Source organism: Brevundimonas sp. TWP1-3 (assembly GCF_049896085.1).
Taxonomy (GTDB): Bacteria; Pseudomonadota; Alphaproteobacteria; order Caulobacterales; family Caulobacteraceae; genus Brevundimonas.
This window is the reverse complement of the sequence record NZ_JAFCTP010000001.1, coordinates 2,247,771-2,264,478: the sequence shown is the minus strand read 5'-3', so window position 1 is coordinate 2,264,478 and position 16,708 is coordinate 2,247,771. Positions and strand designations below refer to the sequence as shown.

Sequence of the window (16,708 nt, the reverse complement as noted above, 5' to 3'; positions counted from 1 at the left end):
CGAACTGATCGACGCTAAAGGCCGCGCTTGGCCCGCCATGCCGCCAGCCGGACGCTGACGTCACGCTCGATGTCGCCATAGAACAGGTTGTAGGGCACGATCTTGCGCCGATCCGCCCAGCTTCCGCCGGCGGTCAGGAAGTCCGCATCGGGCGCGCTGTGCCACAGCAGCCCGCCACGACATTCGGTCGAAATCAGTCGCCCGGTCAGGGCCGGACGCGCGCCCCACTCCAGCCCCGTCGCATTGGTCGCCCCGCTATGTTGCCGGGCCTCGGCGCGCGGCTGTTGCGTCGAGCCGGTCACCGGATTGACGCACATCGGCGCGGTCGTCAGCCCCACCAGCTCGCCCCGGTCATTCCAGTCCAGCGCCCGCCGCAGCTTGCGCCGCGCCGCCGGTTCATCGCCGTCCTCGACCGATGACCAGGCGACGATACAGCCTGTCTCGTTCGACGCGTCGCAGGGCGTGACCCTCTGCTGGAACATCTCGCGACTGACCAGGGTCTCGATCAGATAGGCCGCAACCAGCCGGTCCTTGAGCTTCGGATCGGTGCTAAGCGCGTCGCGCACCAGCAGCGCCGACAGTTCGCCGCCCTGCTCCACCCCCGCGATCACGATCGGTCCGGTCGGATGATTGCGAAGCCACAGGGTGAAGGCCGCCTTCACGTCCTCATAGGCGAAGGCCCGCGCCTCACGCGCATCGTCGCGCAGGGTCAGCCGCGTATAGAGGCTGGCCTGGCGATAAAGCGGCGCGCTGACCTTGCCCTCCCGCGCAAACGGCGAAGCATAGTTCGGCAGGACGACGCGGCGCAGATAGGCGTTCGCCCGTGCATCGTCGATCGGCCCGTTCCACTCCGCGCCGCCGTCGAAGGTGGTCGGCATGACGAAGAAGACCGACGCGCGGTCCGGCGCGCCTTCGTCCATCAACGCCCATGACGACGCCGACCGATAATCCGGCGCGGGCGGCGGCTTGTAGGTCTGGAACGGCACCTGGGGATCCAACCCCGCCCGCAGGATATCTCCGCTCCAGACCGCCACGGCGGCGGTCAGGATCAAGACGGCGCCGAACCCCGCATAGCCGACCCACTGCCTGAAGGTCAGCCGGCGCATCAGCGATACGGATCAGCGGTGGACAGGAAGTCCTGCACGTAACGCCGCACGCCCTCTTCCAGCGGCGTGGACTGGCCCTCGAAACCGGCGGCCCGTATCCGGTCCATCCGGGCTTCGGTGAAATACTGGTACCGGTCGCGGATCACCTCGGGCATGTCGACATACTGGATTGAGGCTTCCTTCCCGGCGGCGGCGAAGGTGGCCTTGGCCAGATCGTCGAACGACCGCGCCTGGCCGGACCCGGCGTTGAAGATGCCGGACACCTCCGGCGACTGCAGCAGGAACTCGATGATGTCCACGACGTCGTCGACATAGACGAAGTCGCGCAGCTGGCCGCCATCCGGGTAGTTCGGATTGTGCGACCGGAACAGGCTGACCGCCTCGCCCGCCTCGACCTTGGGCCAGATCTGGGCCACGACCGACTTCATTCCGCCCTTGTGGCCCTCGTTCGGTCCATAGACGTTGAAGAATTTCAGCCCGGCCCACTGGCGCGGCGCCTGGCCGCGATCCGCCTGACGCACGGCATGCTGATCGAACAGCATTTTCGAGTAACCATAGGCATTTAGCGGCCGAAGCTTCAACAAAGACTCCGCATCATCATCGTCGTTGAAGCCCCCCTCACCGTCGCCATAGGTGGCTGCCGAGGACGCGTAGATCATCCTGACGTCTCGGATCGTGCACCAGTCCCACAGGTCGCGCGACAGGGTGAAGTTGGTGCGCAGGATCAGGTCGGCGTCCGGCTCGGTTGTGGATGAGATGGCGCCCATATGCACCACGGCCTCAATCCGTTCGGCATGCCGCTCCAGCTGTTCGAACAGTTCCTCGGGCGACCAGAAGTCGGCGATGGCGTGCTTGGCGATGTTTTTCCACTTGGCGAGGTCGGCGGTCTCCAGCCGATCGCAGACCACGACGTCATAGGCCGTCTCGGCCGTCAGCCGCGCCACGATGTTGGAGCCGATGAAGCCGGCGCCGCCTGTCACCACGATCATCCTGGGCGTCATCACTCTTGTCCTGTCGCTGGCGCTTGAGCACCAGTCGTCATCTTCTCGATCGTGCGCGTGGTGGAGAACCCGTCCTTGAAATCCGCCAGCCTGACCTCGCCGCCCCAGCTCTCGACCAGATCGCCGCCGACCACGCCCTCACGCGTATAGTCCGAGCCCTTGATCAGCACATCGGGCCGCAGCCGTTCGATCAGGGCGACCGGCGTCGGATCATCGAAACTGGTCACGCGGTCCACACTGGCCAAGCCGCCGATGACGACCGCCCGACTGTCCAGATCGTTGACCGGCCGGCCCTCGCCCTTTAGCCGCCGAACCGAGGCGTCGGTGTTCAGCGCCACCACCAGCCGGTCGCACCAGCTGCGCGCCTGGGCCAGATAGGCGACATGCCCACGGTGCAGGATGTCGAAACAGCCGTTGGTGAAACCGACCTTCAGCCCCTGACGCCGCCAGGCCTCGACCTCGGCCGCCAGCTCGTCCAGCGGCGTCACCTTGGCGACGGCGGCGGTGGCATGCTGGCTCAGTTCGGCCTCGATCAGTTCAGAGGGTGTCACCACGGCCGTCCCGGCCTTTCCGACCACTACGCCGGAAGCCAGAATAGCGAACTCGACCGCCGTCTTTAGCGAAGCCCCGGCGCCCAGGGCCAGGCCGATGGCCGCCAGACAGGTGTCGCCGGCGCCCGAGACATCGAACACCTCGCGCGCCCGGCCGGGGAAATGCTTCACCGGCTGACCGCGCCGGGCCAGGCTCATCCCCTTGCCCGCGCGCGTGACGATCACGGCCTTTGTGGTCGTGGCGGCCAACAAGGCGTCCAGCGCCGCCTCGACTTCGGCGTCTGTTCCGACCGGCAAGCCCGTCGCCCCGGCCAATTCAGAGGCGTTGGGCTTGATTACATCGACCGCTCCATAGCGGGCGAAGTCGCGGCCTTTGGGATCGACCACGACCGGCGCGCCCGACGCCTTCGCCGCAGCCAAGGCCGAACCGATCAGCGCGTCGCCGACCACGCCCTTGGCATAGTCAGACAAAAGATAGACGGAAGCACCCGTAAACGCGTCGGAATTGTCGATCTGCACGGGCGCCGTTTCGTCATCCAGCCGCAATAGCTGCTGCCCCGCCGAAACGAAGCGCGTCTTCACAATAGTCGCTGCCTCGCCAGGACGAGCCAGTGCGTCCTCGATGCGGGGCTCGGCGGCGATCAGAGCAGTCAGTTCAGCGCCCGCCGCATCATCCCCGACCACGGCGCCCAAACGGGCCACACCGCCCAAGGCCGCAATATTGCGCGCCACATTGCCGACGCCGCCGGGCATGGCGACGATGCGGGTCGCGCGCAGCACCGGGATCGGCGCCTCGGGCGAGATGCGGCTGACCTCGCCATAGACGTAGCGGTCCAGCATCAGGTCGCCGACGCAGGCGATCTTCAGGCCGCGCACGCGCTCCAGCAGGCTTTGCAGGGCGCCCAGGTCCAGGATGTCAGACATGGGTCCGACCTAGAGGATTCAGGCGGCCTGCGCCACCGGCGCCTTGGCCCCGATCTTGATGGCCAGGTCGTCGAAGGCGATCAGTTGCGCGGCAAGGGCCTCGAACTGGTCCAGCGGCACCATGTTGGGGCCGTCTGACGGGGCATTGTCCGGGTCCGGGTGGGTTTCCACGAAGACCGCGTCCACGCCGACCGAGACGGCGGCGCGCGCCAGAACCGGCACGAACTCGCGCTGACCGCCCGAGGACGTGCCCTGCCCGCCCGGCTGCTGAACGCTGTGGGTCGCGTCGAACACGACGGGGCATCCGATTTCGCGCAGCACCGGAAGCGCCCGCATGTCGCTGACCAGGGTGTTGTAGCCGAAGCTGGCGCCCCGCTCGCAGGCCATGACGTTGGGATTGCCCGCGCCGACCACCTTGGCGATGACGTTCTTCATGTCCCAGGGGGCCAGGAACTGGCCCTTCTTGATATTGATCGCCTTGCCGGTCGCAGCGGCGGCCAGCAGCAGGTCGGTCTGACGGCTGAGGAAGGCCGGGATCTGCAGCACATCGACCACCTCGCCCACCGGGCCGCACTGGGCCTCGGAGTGGACGTCGGTCAGGGTCGGCAGGCCTGTGACCTCGCGGATTTCTGCAAAGATCGGCATGGCGTCCTTCAGCCCGATCCCGCGCGCCGCGCTCGCGCTGGTGCGGTTCGCCTTGTCGAAACTGGTCTTGTAGATGATGCTTACATTCAGCCGTTCGCCGATTTCCTTCAGCGCATGGGCCGTTTCCAGCGCGTGCTGGCGGCTTTCCATCTGGCAGGGACCGGCGATAAAGGCGATTCTGGCGCCGCCGCCGATGACGACAGGCGTCCGAAGACCTTCGGACAACGTAATGACTGCGTTGGGTCGGCTCACGAGGCGGCTCTTTCGAAGTTCGAGTGTTGTAGAGGCGGCGTTTGCCGCAGCTATTGGGCCATCAGGTGGCGCTCTGAACGGTTGAGTGCAAGTTATCACGGAGTTCGCCCGCGTGGCCACCAAGCCTGTCATCCTCTGGTTCCGCCGCGACCTGCGCCTGCACGACAACCCCGCCCTGAACCATGCCGCCGAGACGGGACGGCCGATCCTGCCGGTCTTCATCCTGGATCGAAATCCGGATCGCCAGACCGGCGCGGCGTCGCTGTGGTGGCTCGACAAGTCGCTCCGGGCGCTCGACGCGTCGCTACAGGCGCGGGGTTCGCGGTTGATTTTGCGAAGCGGCGATTCGCTGACGCAACTTCAGAAGCTGATCCAGGAGACCAATGCCGACGCCGTCTTCATGAACCGGCTGTTCGAACCGCAGGCGTTTGAGCGCGACGCCGAGATCGCCCATGCGCTGAAAGCCGACGCCGTCGATTGCCGAGGCTTCAACGGATCGCTGCTGTGTCGCCCCGGCGCGATGCTGAACGGCACGGGCGGCCCCTATAAGGTCTTCACGCCGTTCCTGAAGGCACTGCTGGCCCAGGCCGAACCGCCCGCCCACACGACAGGCCCGCGCGCGATCGACACCCCGATTGCCATCGAGAGCGAGTCGATCAACGACTGGAAACTGCATCCGACGGAGCCGGACTGGTCCAAAGGCTTCGACTGGACGCCGGGCGAAGACGGCGCCTCGACCGCTCTGTCCGACTTCCTTGCCCACGGGCTGAAGGCTTACGCGGTCGGCCGCGACCATCCTGACCGTCCCGCAACCAGCCGCCTCTCACCGCACCTGCATTGGGGCGAGATCAGTCCATGGCGCGCCGTCGAACGTGCGCGTGATGCGGCCGCAGCAGGCAAGGTCCCCGCCGCCGAGGCGGAAAAGTTCGTCGCCGAGATCGGTTGGCGCGATTTTTCCGCCCACCTGCTCCACCATTTCCCGACCATGCCCGACCGCGCCTTCCGGCCCGAATTCGACGCCATGCCCTGGCGTGACGATCCCAAGGGGCTGGAGGCCTGGAAGCGCGGCCGAACCGGCTACCCCCTGGTCGATGCCGGGATGCGCCAACTCTGGGCGACCGGCTGGATGCACAATCGCGTGCGGATGGTGGTCGCCTCCTTCCTGGTCAAACATCTGTTGATCGACTGGCGCGAGGGCGAGGCCTGGTTCTGGGACACGCTGGTCGACGCCGATCTGGCCAGCAATGTGCAGAACTGGCAGTGGGTCGCCGGGTCCGGGGCCGACGCCGCCCCTTATTTCCGCATCTTCAATCCCATCGCCCAAGGCGAGAAGTTCGACGCCAAGGGCGGCTATGTCCGCCGCTGGGTTCCCGAACTGCGCGCTCTGCCCGACCGCTGGCTTCATGCGCCCTGGACCGCCCCGGTCGAGGTGTTGCGCGACGCCGGCGTCAGGCTTGGCAAAGACTATCCCCACCCCATCTTGGATCATGGCCAAGCCCGTGCTCGCGCCCTCGACGCCCTCAAGACGGTGTCGGGACGCGGCGACGACACGACCGACCGTGATTGACGCAAAGAAAGGTTCATCATGAGTCTCGCCACGACCGATCTGGAGGCCGCCGCCGCCCGCACGCCCCGCGTCTTTGCGATGCTGCTGCGCCTGCTCGCCTCCAACTGGACCTACGGACGCCTGACCGTGCATCTGCCGAATGGCGAGGCCCATGTGGTGGAAGGCGAACAGCCCGGCCCCAGCGGCGTGATGCACGTCAAGGATTACAGCTTCGCGCGCCGTGTCCTGGCCGCCGGCGACATCGGGTTCGCCGAGGGCTATATGGCCGGCGAATGGGACAGCCCGCATCTGGCCGCCCTGCTGGAGACCCTGGTCGACAACTACGACCATATCCGCCGCCTGTTCGACGGCAACTGGCTGATGATGGCCGTCAACTGGCTGGCGCATCGCAGCAACCGCAACAGCCGCACGGGCTCCAGGAAGAACATCCACGCCCACTACGACCTGGGCAACGCCTTCTATCTGAACTGGCTGGACGCCTCGATGACCTATTCGTCGGCGCGCTTCAGTCGCGAGGACGAGACGCTGGAGGCCGGGCAGCGCGAGAAATACGCCAGCCTGGCCCGGATGATGGACCTGAAACCCGGCATGTCGGTCCTGGAAATCGGCTGCGGCTGGGGCGGTTTCGCCGAGTTTGCGGCGCGCGAGATCGGCGCGAACGTCACCGGCATCACCATCTCCAAGGAGCAGCACGACTTCGCCCAGCAAAGGCTTTTCAATGCGGGGCTAACCGAAAAAGCCAGGGTCGAGTTGGTCGACTATCGCGACGTCCAGGGCCAGTTCGACCGCGTCGCCTCCATCGAGATGTTCGAGGCGGTCGGAAAGGAATACTGGCCCGCCTATTTCGACAAGGTCCGCGATGTCCTCAAGCCGGGCGGCGTGGCGGGGCTGCAGATCATCACAATTCAAGACGCCCTGTTTGAGGAATACAACGCCCGCACCGACTTCATTCAGAAGTACGTCTTCCCCGGCGGCATGCTGCCGTCGGAGGAGCGATTGGCGCCCGTCACCACGGCGGCGGGCCTGTCATGGCAGGCCGTCGAAAGGTTCGGTCTCGACTACGCCTCCACCCTGAAACGGTGGGACGAGCGCTTCCAGGCGAGTTGGTCCGAGATCAGCAGGATTCCCGGTTTCGACGAGCGTTTCCGGCGACTATGGCGCTTCTATCTGGCCTATTGCGAGGCCGGCTTCCGCTCCGGCCGCACCGATGTCATCCAACTGGCCCTGTCCCGACCATGAGCTTTCTGATCTCCACCGAAGATTTGGCTGCCCGCCTCGGGGAACCCGGCCTGCGCATCGTGGACGGCAGCTGGCATCTGGACGGCCGGGACGCCCGCTCTGAGTTCGAACAGGCCCATATCCCCGGCGCCGTCTTCTTCGATCTGGACGCCGTGTCCGACCGCGACAGCCTCCTGCCCCACATGATGCCGTCGCCGCGATCGTTCGCAGCGTCGGTCGGCGCCCTCGGCATCGGGACCGACGACCGGATCGTCGTCTATGACACGACCGGCCTGTTCTCGGCGGCTCGCGTCTGGTGGATGTTGACGATCATGGGCGCCAAACACTTTCAGGTGCTCGACGGCGGCCTTCCGCGTTGGCTGGCGGAGGGCCTCTCTGTGCAGACTGGCGAAGCGGAAGCCGTCGCGACCCACTTCGAAGCCGCGGATCCTGGCGAGGCAGTCGCCTCGATTGATGACGTCCGCGGCGCCTTGGCCCAAGGCGTGCAGGTCGTCGATGCGCGTGGCGCCGCTCGGTTCAATGGCCAGGCGGCCGAACCCCGGCCCGGCGTGCGCAGCGGTCATATGCCGGGCGCGCTCAACCTGCCCTACGGTCGCCTGCTGAACGAGGACGGCACGATGAAGCGCGGTTCGGCGCTGGAGCAGACCTTCACCGACGCCGGCGTGGACATAGACCGGCCCATCGTCACCACCTGTGGCTCCGGGGTCACCGCCGCCATCCTGACCCTGGGCCTGGCCGAGCTGGGTCGCTCGTCACGCCTCTACGACGGGTCCTGGTCCGAATGGGGCGCCCGCGAGGACACCCCGGTCGAGACAGGCTGAACCTCAGGCCGGCGGCGCGACCGGCACGGCATCGGCTTCGTCGGCTTCGACAGCGTCGTCCTCTTCGCCACGCGACACCACGGTCGCCAGCACCAGGTCGCCGGTGACGTTCAGCGTCGTGCGGCACATGTCCAGGAAGCGATCCACGCCCAGGATCAGGCCGATCCCTTCGGGCGGCACCTTCACCATCACCAGGATCATCGCCACGACCGGCAGAGAACCGGCCGGCACGCCAGCCGTGCCGATCCCGCCCAGTATGCAGACCAGCATGACGATGACCTGCTGGGTGATCGTCAGATCGACGCCGAAGAACTGGGCCAGGAACAGGACCGTCACCCCTTCGAACAGGGCCGTGCCGTTCTGGTTGGCGGTGGCGCCGACCGTCAGCACGAAACGCGCGATCTTGCGCGGCAGCTTCAGCTCTTCCTCTGCCGCCTTCAGCGACACCGGCAGCGACGCGTTGGACGAAGCGGTCGAGAAGGCCACCACCATCGGCTCGCGCACGCCCTTGAAGAAGACGATGGGCGAACGGCCGCCCAGGATCCAGATCACCAGCGGATAGACGACGAACATGTGGATCGCCATGGCGCCCACGGCGACGCCCACATAGGCCGCCAGCCGCACCAGCAGGTCCCAGCCGAACAGGGCCGCAAGGTTGAACATCAGGCAGGCGATGGCGATCGGGGCCAGTTTGATGAACAGGTTGATCAGCTTCATCGTGACTTCGAACAGGCCCTCGATGACCTGCTGCAACCGGTCGGTCGCGGGCGACTTGGCCATGACCAGACCGACGCCGAAGAACAGGGCGAACACCATCACCGGCAGGATCTGGTTCTCGGCCGCCGCCGTGAAGACGTTCGACGGGATCAGCTCAAGGAAGAAGTCGCCCAGCTGGATGGTCTCAGGCGCCCCGCGCACGATGCCGGCCGCGCCGTCACGACCTTGTTCCAGCAGCTGTTGCGCCAGCAGGGGATCGACGCCCCGTCCCGGCTGGAACACATTGACCATGACCAGGCCGATGACCACGGCGATGCTGGACACCAGTATGGTCAGCACCAGGGTCTTGATCCCGGCGCGTCCCAGCGAGCTGAGATCGCCCATTTCGGCCACCCCGACCACCAGGGCCGAGAACAGCAGGGGGATGACCATCATGAACAGCAGGCGCAGGAAAATCTGACCCAGCGGCCCTGTGACGTTGTCCGTCAGCCAGACGACCCAGCCCGTGTCGGCGCCCAACGTCAGATTGACGATGAGACCGCCGCCCAGACCGACGGCGAAACCGATCAGCATCAGCCAGTGCAGCGCGAGGCCGCCACGTTTCGTCTCGGTCATCTATCCCCCAGGAAGCGATACAAACGTCGGCGCTTATCGGATCGGCAGACCATAGATCAAGCCGGCCGGGCGCGCGTTCCATTGTGCGTTCAAACCGCGGGCCAGGTCGAGCGCCGATTGCGACCCCAGATTCCGCTCGAAGATCTCGCCATAGTTACCGACCGCGCCGACGGCGTCCTTGGCCCAGGCGTTCGACAGCCCCAGCATGGGTCCGAACTCGCCCTCGGCGCCGAGCAAACGGCGCACGCGCGGGTCTGTCGCGGCCTTGGACTGCTCTTCCACACTGGCCTTTGTCACCCCCAGCTCCTCGGCCAGCATCAGGGCGTTCAGGGTCCAGCGAACGGTCGAGGCCCAACGCTCGTCCCCCGCCTTGACGACCGGCCCTAGCGGCTCCTTGGACGCCACATCCGACAGGATCACATGTTCGTTGGGGCTTGTCAGAACGGTCCGGGCGGCGGCCAAAGCGGAGATGTCGGCGCTGAAGGCGTCGCAATCCTCGCGGCCATAGGCGTCGCGCGCCGCCTCTTCGGTTTCGAAGACGACAGGCCGATATTCAATGCCACGCGAGCGGAAATAGTCGGCGGCGTTGACTTGCGAGGTTGAGCCGGACTGAACGCAGACCCGCGCGCCGTTCAGCTCGGTCGCGCTGTTCAGGTTCAGCGATCGCCGCACCAGGAAGCCCTGGCCGTCGTAATAGTTGATGCCGGCGAAGACAAACCCCTCGCCCGCGTCACGGCTCATGGTCCAGGACGAGTTGCGCCACAGCACGTCGATCCGGCCGTCGTTCAGCGCCGCAAACCGATCCGACGCTGACAAGGGCACGAACCGCACGGCATTGGCGTCGCCCAGCACGGCCGCCGCCGTAGCGCGGCAGAAGTCCACGTCGAACCCACGCCACTGACCGCGATTGTCGGTATAGGCGAACCCGACCAGTCCCTGATGCACGCCGCAGTTCAGGCGTCCGCGCCGTTTGATCGCCGCCAGGGTCGGGCTTTCGGGAACGGCGCTGGGCGTAGTCGTGGTCGGCGCGACATCGGTCGTCTCCGGCGTCGGACCGGCGTCCTGTCGTCCGCACGCGGCCGTCAGCAGCACCACCGCCATCGTTCCGATCATCCAGCACCGCATCGCGTTCCAATCCCTCGCCGCTTGCGCCCCGCTGGCTTTAGAGGCCTTTAGGGCCCGATCCGCAACCATCGGAAACGCCATGTCGCCGCATTCGGACCGCACCCGCCTGATCGCCGCCGCCACACATCGGGGTCAGGGTCGTCGTGGCGTCAACCCACCCATTGAGCGCGCTTCGACCATGCTCAGCGATACCGCCGCGGTCATGCGCGACGAAACGGGCGGCCCGAGCTATGGGCTCAGCGGAACCAGTGCGGCGCGCGATCTCCGACGGGCTCTGGCCGATCTGGAGGGCGCGAAGGACGCCTTTCTGGTCCCGTCCGGCCTGGCGGCCGTCACCGTTCCCCTGCTGGCCCTGCTACGGCCGGGCGACGAGGTGATCACCACGGACGCCGTCTATGGCCCTACGCGCCGTTTTCTCAGCCGCTATCAGGCCGCTCGGGGCGTCACGACCCGGTTCCTGCCCGCCGACGCCGACGCGTCCTCCATCCTCGCCGCCTTGGGTGACCGGACGCGATTGGTGCTGATGGAGTCGCCGTCGTCCCTGACGTTCGAAATGGTCGATGTCGCCGCCGTGACCCAGGCCTGCCGCGCGCGAGGCGTCCTGACGGTGGTCGACAATACCTGGGCCGCCGGCCTAGCCTATCGCCCGCTGGCCCATGAGGTGGATGTCAGCGTACAGGCCGTCACCAAATATGTCGGCGGTCATTCCGACGTGCTGATGGGCAGTATCGCTTCGAACCATCCCGCTTGCCTGCGCGCCATCGGCGACACCATCGAGGATTTAGGGTGGCATGTGTCGCCCGATGACGCCTGGCTGGCGCTGCGCGGTTTGCGGACCCTGCCGTTGCGCTATGCGGAACAGGCCAGGTCTGGCCTGATCGTCGCGGAATGGCTGCAAGCGCAGCCCGAGGTTTCCCGCGTCTTCTACCCGCCCCTGCCCGGCTCGACCGGCCATGATCTGTGGCGGCGGGACTTCACCGGCGCGGCGTCCCTGATGGGCGTGGTGATGAAGGGCGGCGACAAGGCGGCGGGCGAGGCCTTGCTGAACGCCCTCAGCCTGTTCGGTCTCGGCTATTCCTGGGGCGGGTTCGAAAGCCTGATCACCCACGAGACGCATCAGATGGCCTATCGCGACCATCCGCCCGTGCTGGAGGGCGAACTGATCCGCATCCATATCGGTCTGGAAGACCCCGCCGACCTGATCGCCGATCTGGAACGTGGCCTCGCCGCCTTCACCGCCGCACTCACGGTTTCTTAAGCGACGCAAAGGACTGTGCGCCCGTGCGCGAACCGCTCGTTCAGACCCCGGATGATTCGCCGCCGCTGTGGGAACAGTGGGCGGCCGGTTTCGTCGTCTTCATGCTGACCGGCGCCCTGATCGCCCCTGTCATCGCGCCGACCCAGGTCGAGACGCCGATCCTGCGGTTCATCTGGTTGCCCGTCTATGCCGTCATCGCCGGCCTGATCGTGTTTCGCTTCGACAAGGTCATTCGGGCTTGGCCGGCCTGGCTGATGATGTTCGGCTTGGTCGCCCTGTGTTTCGTGTCGAAATACTGGTCCATCGATCCCGGCGTGACAGAGCGCCGGGTGATCGCCATGGCCATTAACAGCGCCTTCGCCATCTATCTGGGCGCCCGCTTCCGCGACGACGCCCTGCCGCGCGTCCTGATGTACACCGGCCTGGTGATGGCTGTCGGCAGCCTTCTTATGGTGTTCGGCTATCCCCAGGTGGGCGTGCACCAGTTCGACAACGCCGGCCTTTGGCGCGGCCTCTGGTACGAGAAGAACCAGATGGGGCTGGTCATGGTGGTCGGCGCCGTTTCGGCCGCAGCAACCCTGGCCGCCGATCATATCGCCGGACGCAGCAACCGTTTCTGGGTCTGCCTGCTGACCCTCGGCCTGACCACGCTCCTGGTGCTCGCCACCCAATCGAAGACATCGCTGCTGTGCTGGGGCCTTGGTCTGGGCATGGTCGGCGGCTGGTGGACGTTGAAACAGGGCGGCGCCGTGATCACGGTCGCCGGGATCTGGCTGGGCGTCATCACGGCTGCGGCGGCCACCTGGCTGTGGAACTCCGATTCGGCCGCCATACTGGAAGCGCTGGGCAAGGACCCGTCCCTGACCGGCCGCACCCTGATCTGGGAAGCCCTGATGCGAAAGGTCGCCGAGCGTCCCTGGACCGGCTACGGCTTCAGCGCCTTCTGGGGCGTGGATTCCATTCCCGCTCGCGAAATCCGCATCGAGACCCAGTGGCCCGTACCGTCGGCCCACAACGGCTGGATCGACCTGCTGGTCCAGCTGGGCTGGCCCGGCGCGGTGGCGGTCGGCGCCGTCATGGCGATCTCGGCGATCCTGATCGTCGCGCGGCTGAATGGGCTGGGCGCGCGCGAAGGCTACTGGAGCATCGCCTATCTGACCGTGTTCACGGCGCTGAGCCTGTCGGAGAGCGTCCTGCTGACCCACGCCAACCTGCCGTGGATCCTGATGCTGGCGATCATGGCCCGCGCCGTGACCTTCGATCCGGCCCCTGTTCGCGCGCCGCTTGCTCGACCGGCCTCACGGGCCTACCAGACCCGCTCCCGAATCGCCTCAGACTATGTGAATGGCCGCCGACCTCTTCGCTTTTGACGACGAACCCGAAGCTCGCAAACCCGAGCCTCCTAAACCTGTGTCGGTGAAACCGCCCGAGGCGCCGCACGCTCCTGCGTCATCTCCTGCCCCGACCGCAGCCGCTGCGCCGACGGCCGGCAGCACCAACGCCTATTCGGCCTCCTCGATCGAGGTGCTGGAGGGGCTGGAGCCCGTCCGCAAACGTCCCGGCATGTATATCGGCGGCACCGACGAGCGCGCCCTGCACCACCTGTTCGCCGAAGTCCTGGACAATGCCATGGACGAGGCGGTGGCCAAACACGCCAAACTGATCACCGTGGATCTGGATGCCGAAGGCTATCTGTCGGTCCGCGACGACGGCCGCGGCATCCCCGTCGATCCCCACCCCAAACACCCCGGCAAGTCGGCGCTGGAAGTCGTCATGACCGTCCTACACTCGGGCGGCAAGTTCTCGGGCAAAGCCTATGAAACTTCAGGCGGTTTGCACGGCGTCGGCGTCTCGGTCGTCAATGCGCTGAGCGAAAGCGTCGAGGTCACCGTCTGGCGCGACGGCTTCGAGTGGAAACAGGCGTTCAGCCGCGGCGCCGTCCTGGCTCCGATCCAGCAGATCGGCCCGTCTAAGAAACGCGGCACCCTGATCCGCTTCAAGCCGGACGACGAGATCTTCGGCATGGGCGCCGCCTTCAAGCCCGCGCGCCTGTTCCGCATGGCCCGCTCCAAGGCCTATCTGTTCCGAGGCGTGGAAATCCGGTGGACCTGCGCGCCCGAGCGCATCACCGACGCCACCCCGACCCAGGCCAGCCTGCACTTCCCTGGCGGTCTGGCCGACGCTCTGGTGGACCGGATCGGCGAACTGGACACCGTCACCCCGACCTTCGCCGGCCGCGCCGAGCGCCAGGGCGAGGCGGGGGCCTTCGAATGGGCTGTCACCTGGTCGCCTATCGGCTTTGGCGAATCCGACGGCTTCATCCAGTCCTACTGCAACACCGTCTCTACCCCCGACGGCGGCACGCACGAGGCCGGCTTCCGCGCCGCCCTGGTCAAGGGTCTGAAATCCTACGGTGAGCTGACCAACGAGAAGCGCGCCGCCATCATCACGGCCGAGGACGTCATCGCCAACGCCGGCGCCCTGATCAGCGTCTTCATCCGTAATCCCGAGTTCCAGGGCCAGACCAAAGACCGCCTGTCCTCGCCCGAGGGCACGCGCATCGTGGAGCAACTGCTCCGCGACCCGCTGGACCACTGGCTGACCGAGAGCCCCAAACAGGCCAACGCCCTGCTCGGCTTCGTCATCGACCGCGCCGAAGACCGCCTGCGCCGTCGCAAGGACAAGGAGGTCCAACGCGCCGCCGCCACCCGCAAGCTGCGCCTGCCCGGCAAGCTGTCGGACTGCAGCCGCCAATCAGCCCAGGGCACCGAACTCTTCATCGTCGAAGGCGATTCGGCCGGCGGCTCAGCCAAACAGGCGCGTGACCGCACGACCCAGGCCATCCTGCCCCTGCGCGGCAAGATTCTGAACGTCGCCTCCGCGACGGCGGACAAGCTGCGCCAGAATATCGAACTGTCCGACTTGGCCCTGGCCATGGGCGTTCAGCCCGGCAACCGCTTCAACATTGACGACCTGCGCTACGAGCGGATCGTCATCATGACCGACGCCGACGTGGACGGCGCCCACATCGCGGCCCTGCTGATCACGTTCTTCTATCGCGTCATGCCCGAGACCATCCGCCAGGGCCGGGTCTTCATGGCCCTGCCGCCGCTCTATCGCATCAGCGCCGGCCCCTTGAGCGAATACGCCCGCGACGACGCCCACCGCGACGAACTTCTGGCCACCGTCTTCAAGGGTAAGAAGACCGAGATCGGCCGGTTCAAGGGCCTGGGCGAGATGATGGCCTCCCAGCTGAAGGAGACCACCATGGACCCCAAGAAGCGGACCCTGGCCCGGATCACCGTGCCGGACGCCGAGACCGACATTGAGGACTTGGTAGAACGCCTGATGGGCAAGCGCGCCGACGCCCGCTTCCAGTTCATCCAGGAAAATGCGCAGTTCGTGAAAGAAGAACTCGACGTCTGAGGCCCTCGCGGCCCTTCCACCGAACGACGACGCCTGACAAAAGGGGGCATGCAGACGCCCGCCCCCTCCTCCGCCGTTCTCGATGAATTGAAGGCCGCGCTGGGTCCGGGCGGCTGGACCCAGGATCCCGACGTCATCGCTCCGTCCCTGACCGAATGGCGCAATCGCTGGACCGGCAACACGCCGATCCTTCTGACCCCGCGTTCGACCGAGGAGACGGCGAAGGCGGTTGCCATCTGCGCCCGCGAAGGCGTCGCCATAACCCCCCAGGGCGGCGGCACCGGTCTGGTCGGCGGCCAGATCCCCTTCGGCGAGGTCCTGCTGTCCACCCGCAAGATGCGCGCGGTGCGCGACGTCACTCCCCTGGACGACGCCATGACGGTCGAGGCCGGTCTGACCCTGCTGGAGGCGCAGCAGGCGGCGACGGCCGCCGGCCGCTATTTCCCGCTCAGCCTCGCGGCCGAAGGATCGGCCACCATCGGCGGCGTCATCTCCACCAACGCTGGCGGCACCCAGGTGCTCCGTTACGGCATGATGCGCGACCTGGTGCTGGGCCTTGAGGCGGTCATGCCCAATGGCGAGATCTTCCGCGGCCTGAAGCGCCTGCGCAAGGACAACACCGGCTACGACCTGAAACAGCTGCTGATCGGCGCCGAGGGCACCCTGGGCGTCGTCACCGCCGCAACCCTGAAACTCTTCCCCATCATGCGCTCGCGCGCCGTGGCCGTCGTCGGCCTGGAGACGGCCGCCGCCTCGGTCGAACTCCTCGCCCGCGCCAAGGCCGAGACCGGCGGTGGGGTCGAGGCCTTCGAGCTGATGAAGCGGCTGGGCATGGAACTGGTGCTCAAGAACATCCCCGACACCCGCGAACCGCTGGACTCGACCCCCGACTGGTACGTCCTGATCGAGATCGCGTCGGGCACGCCGGGCGGCGCCGAGGCCCAGATGGAGGCCCTGCTGGAAGTCGCCTTCGAACAAGGCCTGATCACCGACGCCGCCATCGCCCAGAATGACGCCCAGCGCGCCGCCTTCTGGCGTCTGCGCGAGGAGCATTCGGCAGCCCTCAAGCCCGAGGGCGGCGGCTGGAAACACGATGTCTCCGTCCCCATCAGCCGTATCGCCGAATTCATCGACGAAGCCTCGGCCGCCGTCGAACGCTTCCACCCCGGCGCCCGCATCTCGGTCTTCGGCCATGTCGGCGACGGCAATCTGCACTACGACATCCTGCCGGGCGTGGGTCAGGACATCCCCGCCTTCATCGCGCGCTGGAAGGAAGGCTCGCAAGTCGTTCACGACATTGTCGGAACCTATGACGGCTCCATCTCCGCCGAACACGGCCTGGGCCGCCTGAAGACCGAAGAGGTCAAACGCTACAAGTCGCCTCTGGAGATCGAGACCATGGCCGCCATCCGTCGCGCCATCGATCCGAAGAGGATCATGAACCCGGCCGTTCTGTTCTGA

The 16,708-nt window shown here is 66.6% G+C and carries 13 protein-coding genes; 7 read left to right on the top strand and 6 right to left on the bottom strand.

All coding sequences use genetic code 11. The features are described 5' to 3' along the window. Window positions 1–14: 14 nt before the first annotated feature. From ACP693_RS11215 to kdsA, 4 genes are read right to left on the bottom strand one after another with little or no spacing between them, the layout of a single operon-like run. A complete protein-coding gene (locus ACP693_RS11215; RefSeq protein WP_426016811.1) occupies window positions 15–1,106 on the bottom strand; it encodes a DUF3089 domain-containing protein in 1,092 nt (363 codons plus the stop codon). Continuing rightward, complete coding sequence (gene rfaD / locus ACP693_RS11210; RefSeq protein WP_426016813.1) at window positions 1,106–2,107, bottom strand: ADP-glyceromanno-heptose 6-epimerase; 1,002 nt, start codon at window positions 2,105–2,107, stop codon at window positions 1,106–1,108. The genes ACP693_RS11215 and rfaD overlap by 1 nt, the downstream gene beginning before the upstream one ends. Beyond that, a complete protein-coding gene (rfaE2, locus tag ACP693_RS11205; RefSeq protein WP_426016814.1) occupies window positions 2,107–3,582 on the bottom strand; it encodes a D-glycero-beta-D-manno-heptose 1-phosphate adenylyltransferase in 1,476 nt (491 codons plus the stop codon). The genes rfaD and rfaE2 overlap by 1 nt, the downstream gene beginning before the upstream one ends. Window positions 3,583–3,600: 18 nt before the next feature. After that, window positions 3,601–4,479 carry a 3-deoxy-8-phosphooctulonate synthase gene (gene kdsA / locus ACP693_RS11200; protein WP_426016816.1) on the bottom strand — a complete coding sequence of 293 codons (879 nt, stop codon included), beginning with the start codon at window positions 4,477–4,479 and terminating at the stop codon, window positions 3,601–3,603. Between the two features lie 112 nt (window positions 4,480–4,591). On the opposite strand from kdsA, the gene ACP693_RS11195 reads away from it, so the two are divergent. The 3 genes from ACP693_RS11195 to sseA are packed head-to-tail and all read left to right on the top strand — an operon-like array spanning window position 4,592 to window position 8,106. Then, window positions 4,592–6,046 (top strand): cryptochrome/photolyase family protein, encoded by a 1,455-nt coding sequence (locus ACP693_RS11195; protein ID WP_426016818.1) that lies wholly within the window; start codon window positions 4,592–4,594, stop codon window positions 6,044–6,046. 18 nt (window positions 6,047–6,064) lie between these two features. Further along, window positions 6,065–7,285, top strand: a complete 1,221-nt coding sequence (locus ACP693_RS11190) for a class I SAM-dependent methyltransferase (protein WP_426016820.1) — start codon at window positions 6,065–6,067, stop codon at window positions 7,283–7,285. Beyond that, complete coding sequence (gene sseA / locus ACP693_RS11185; protein WP_426016821.1) at window positions 7,282–8,106, top strand: 3-mercaptopyruvate sulfurtransferase; 825 nt, start codon at window positions 7,282–7,284, stop codon at window positions 8,104–8,106. The genes ACP693_RS11190 and sseA overlap by 4 nt, the downstream gene beginning before the upstream one ends. Before the next feature lie 3 nt (window positions 8,107–8,109). Here the strand turns inward: sseA and ACP693_RS11180 are convergent, their stop codons facing one another. After that, on the bottom strand, window positions 8,110–9,438 hold the full coding sequence (locus tag ACP693_RS11180) for a dicarboxylate/amino acid:cation symporter (RefSeq protein WP_426016823.1): 1,329 nt from the start codon (window positions 9,436–9,438) through the stop codon (window positions 8,110–8,112). Between the two features lie 33 nt (window positions 9,439–9,471). Continuing rightward, a complete protein-coding gene (locus tag ACP693_RS11175; RefSeq protein WP_426029321.1) occupies window positions 9,472–10,551 on the bottom strand; it encodes an amino acid ABC transporter substrate-binding protein in 1,080 nt (359 codons plus the stop codon). A gap of 91 nt (window positions 10,552–10,642) precedes the next feature. Here ACP693_RS11175 and metC point away from each other — a divergent pair, with 91 nt between their 5' ends. The 4 genes from metC to ACP693_RS11155 are packed head-to-tail and all read left to right on the top strand — an operon-like array spanning window position 10,643 to window position 16,708. Further along, the gene (gene metC, locus ACP693_RS11170) at window positions 10,643–11,821 is read left to right on the top strand and encodes a cystathionine beta-lyase (protein WP_426016827.1); all 1,179 of its coding nucleotides are present in this window, start codon (window positions 10,643–10,645) and stop codon (window positions 11,819–11,821) included. A gap of 23 nt (window positions 11,822–11,844) precedes the next feature. After that, a complete protein-coding gene (locus ACP693_RS11165; protein ID WP_426016829.1) occupies window positions 11,845–13,191 on the top strand; it encodes an O-antigen ligase family protein in 1,347 nt (448 codons plus the stop codon). Continuing rightward, window positions 13,166–15,247 (top strand): DNA topoisomerase IV subunit B, encoded by a 2,082-nt coding sequence (locus ACP693_RS11160; RefSeq protein ID WP_426016831.1) that lies wholly within the window; start codon window positions 13,166–13,168, stop codon window positions 15,245–15,247. Before ACP693_RS11165 ends, ACP693_RS11160 begins: the two co-directional genes overlap by 26 nt. A 48-nt stretch (window positions 15,248–15,295) precedes the next feature. Next, the gene (locus ACP693_RS11155) at window positions 15,296–16,708 is read left to right on the top strand and encodes an FAD-binding oxidoreductase (RefSeq protein WP_426016833.1); all 1,413 of its coding nucleotides are present in this window, start codon (window positions 15,296–15,298) and stop codon (window positions 16,706–16,708) included.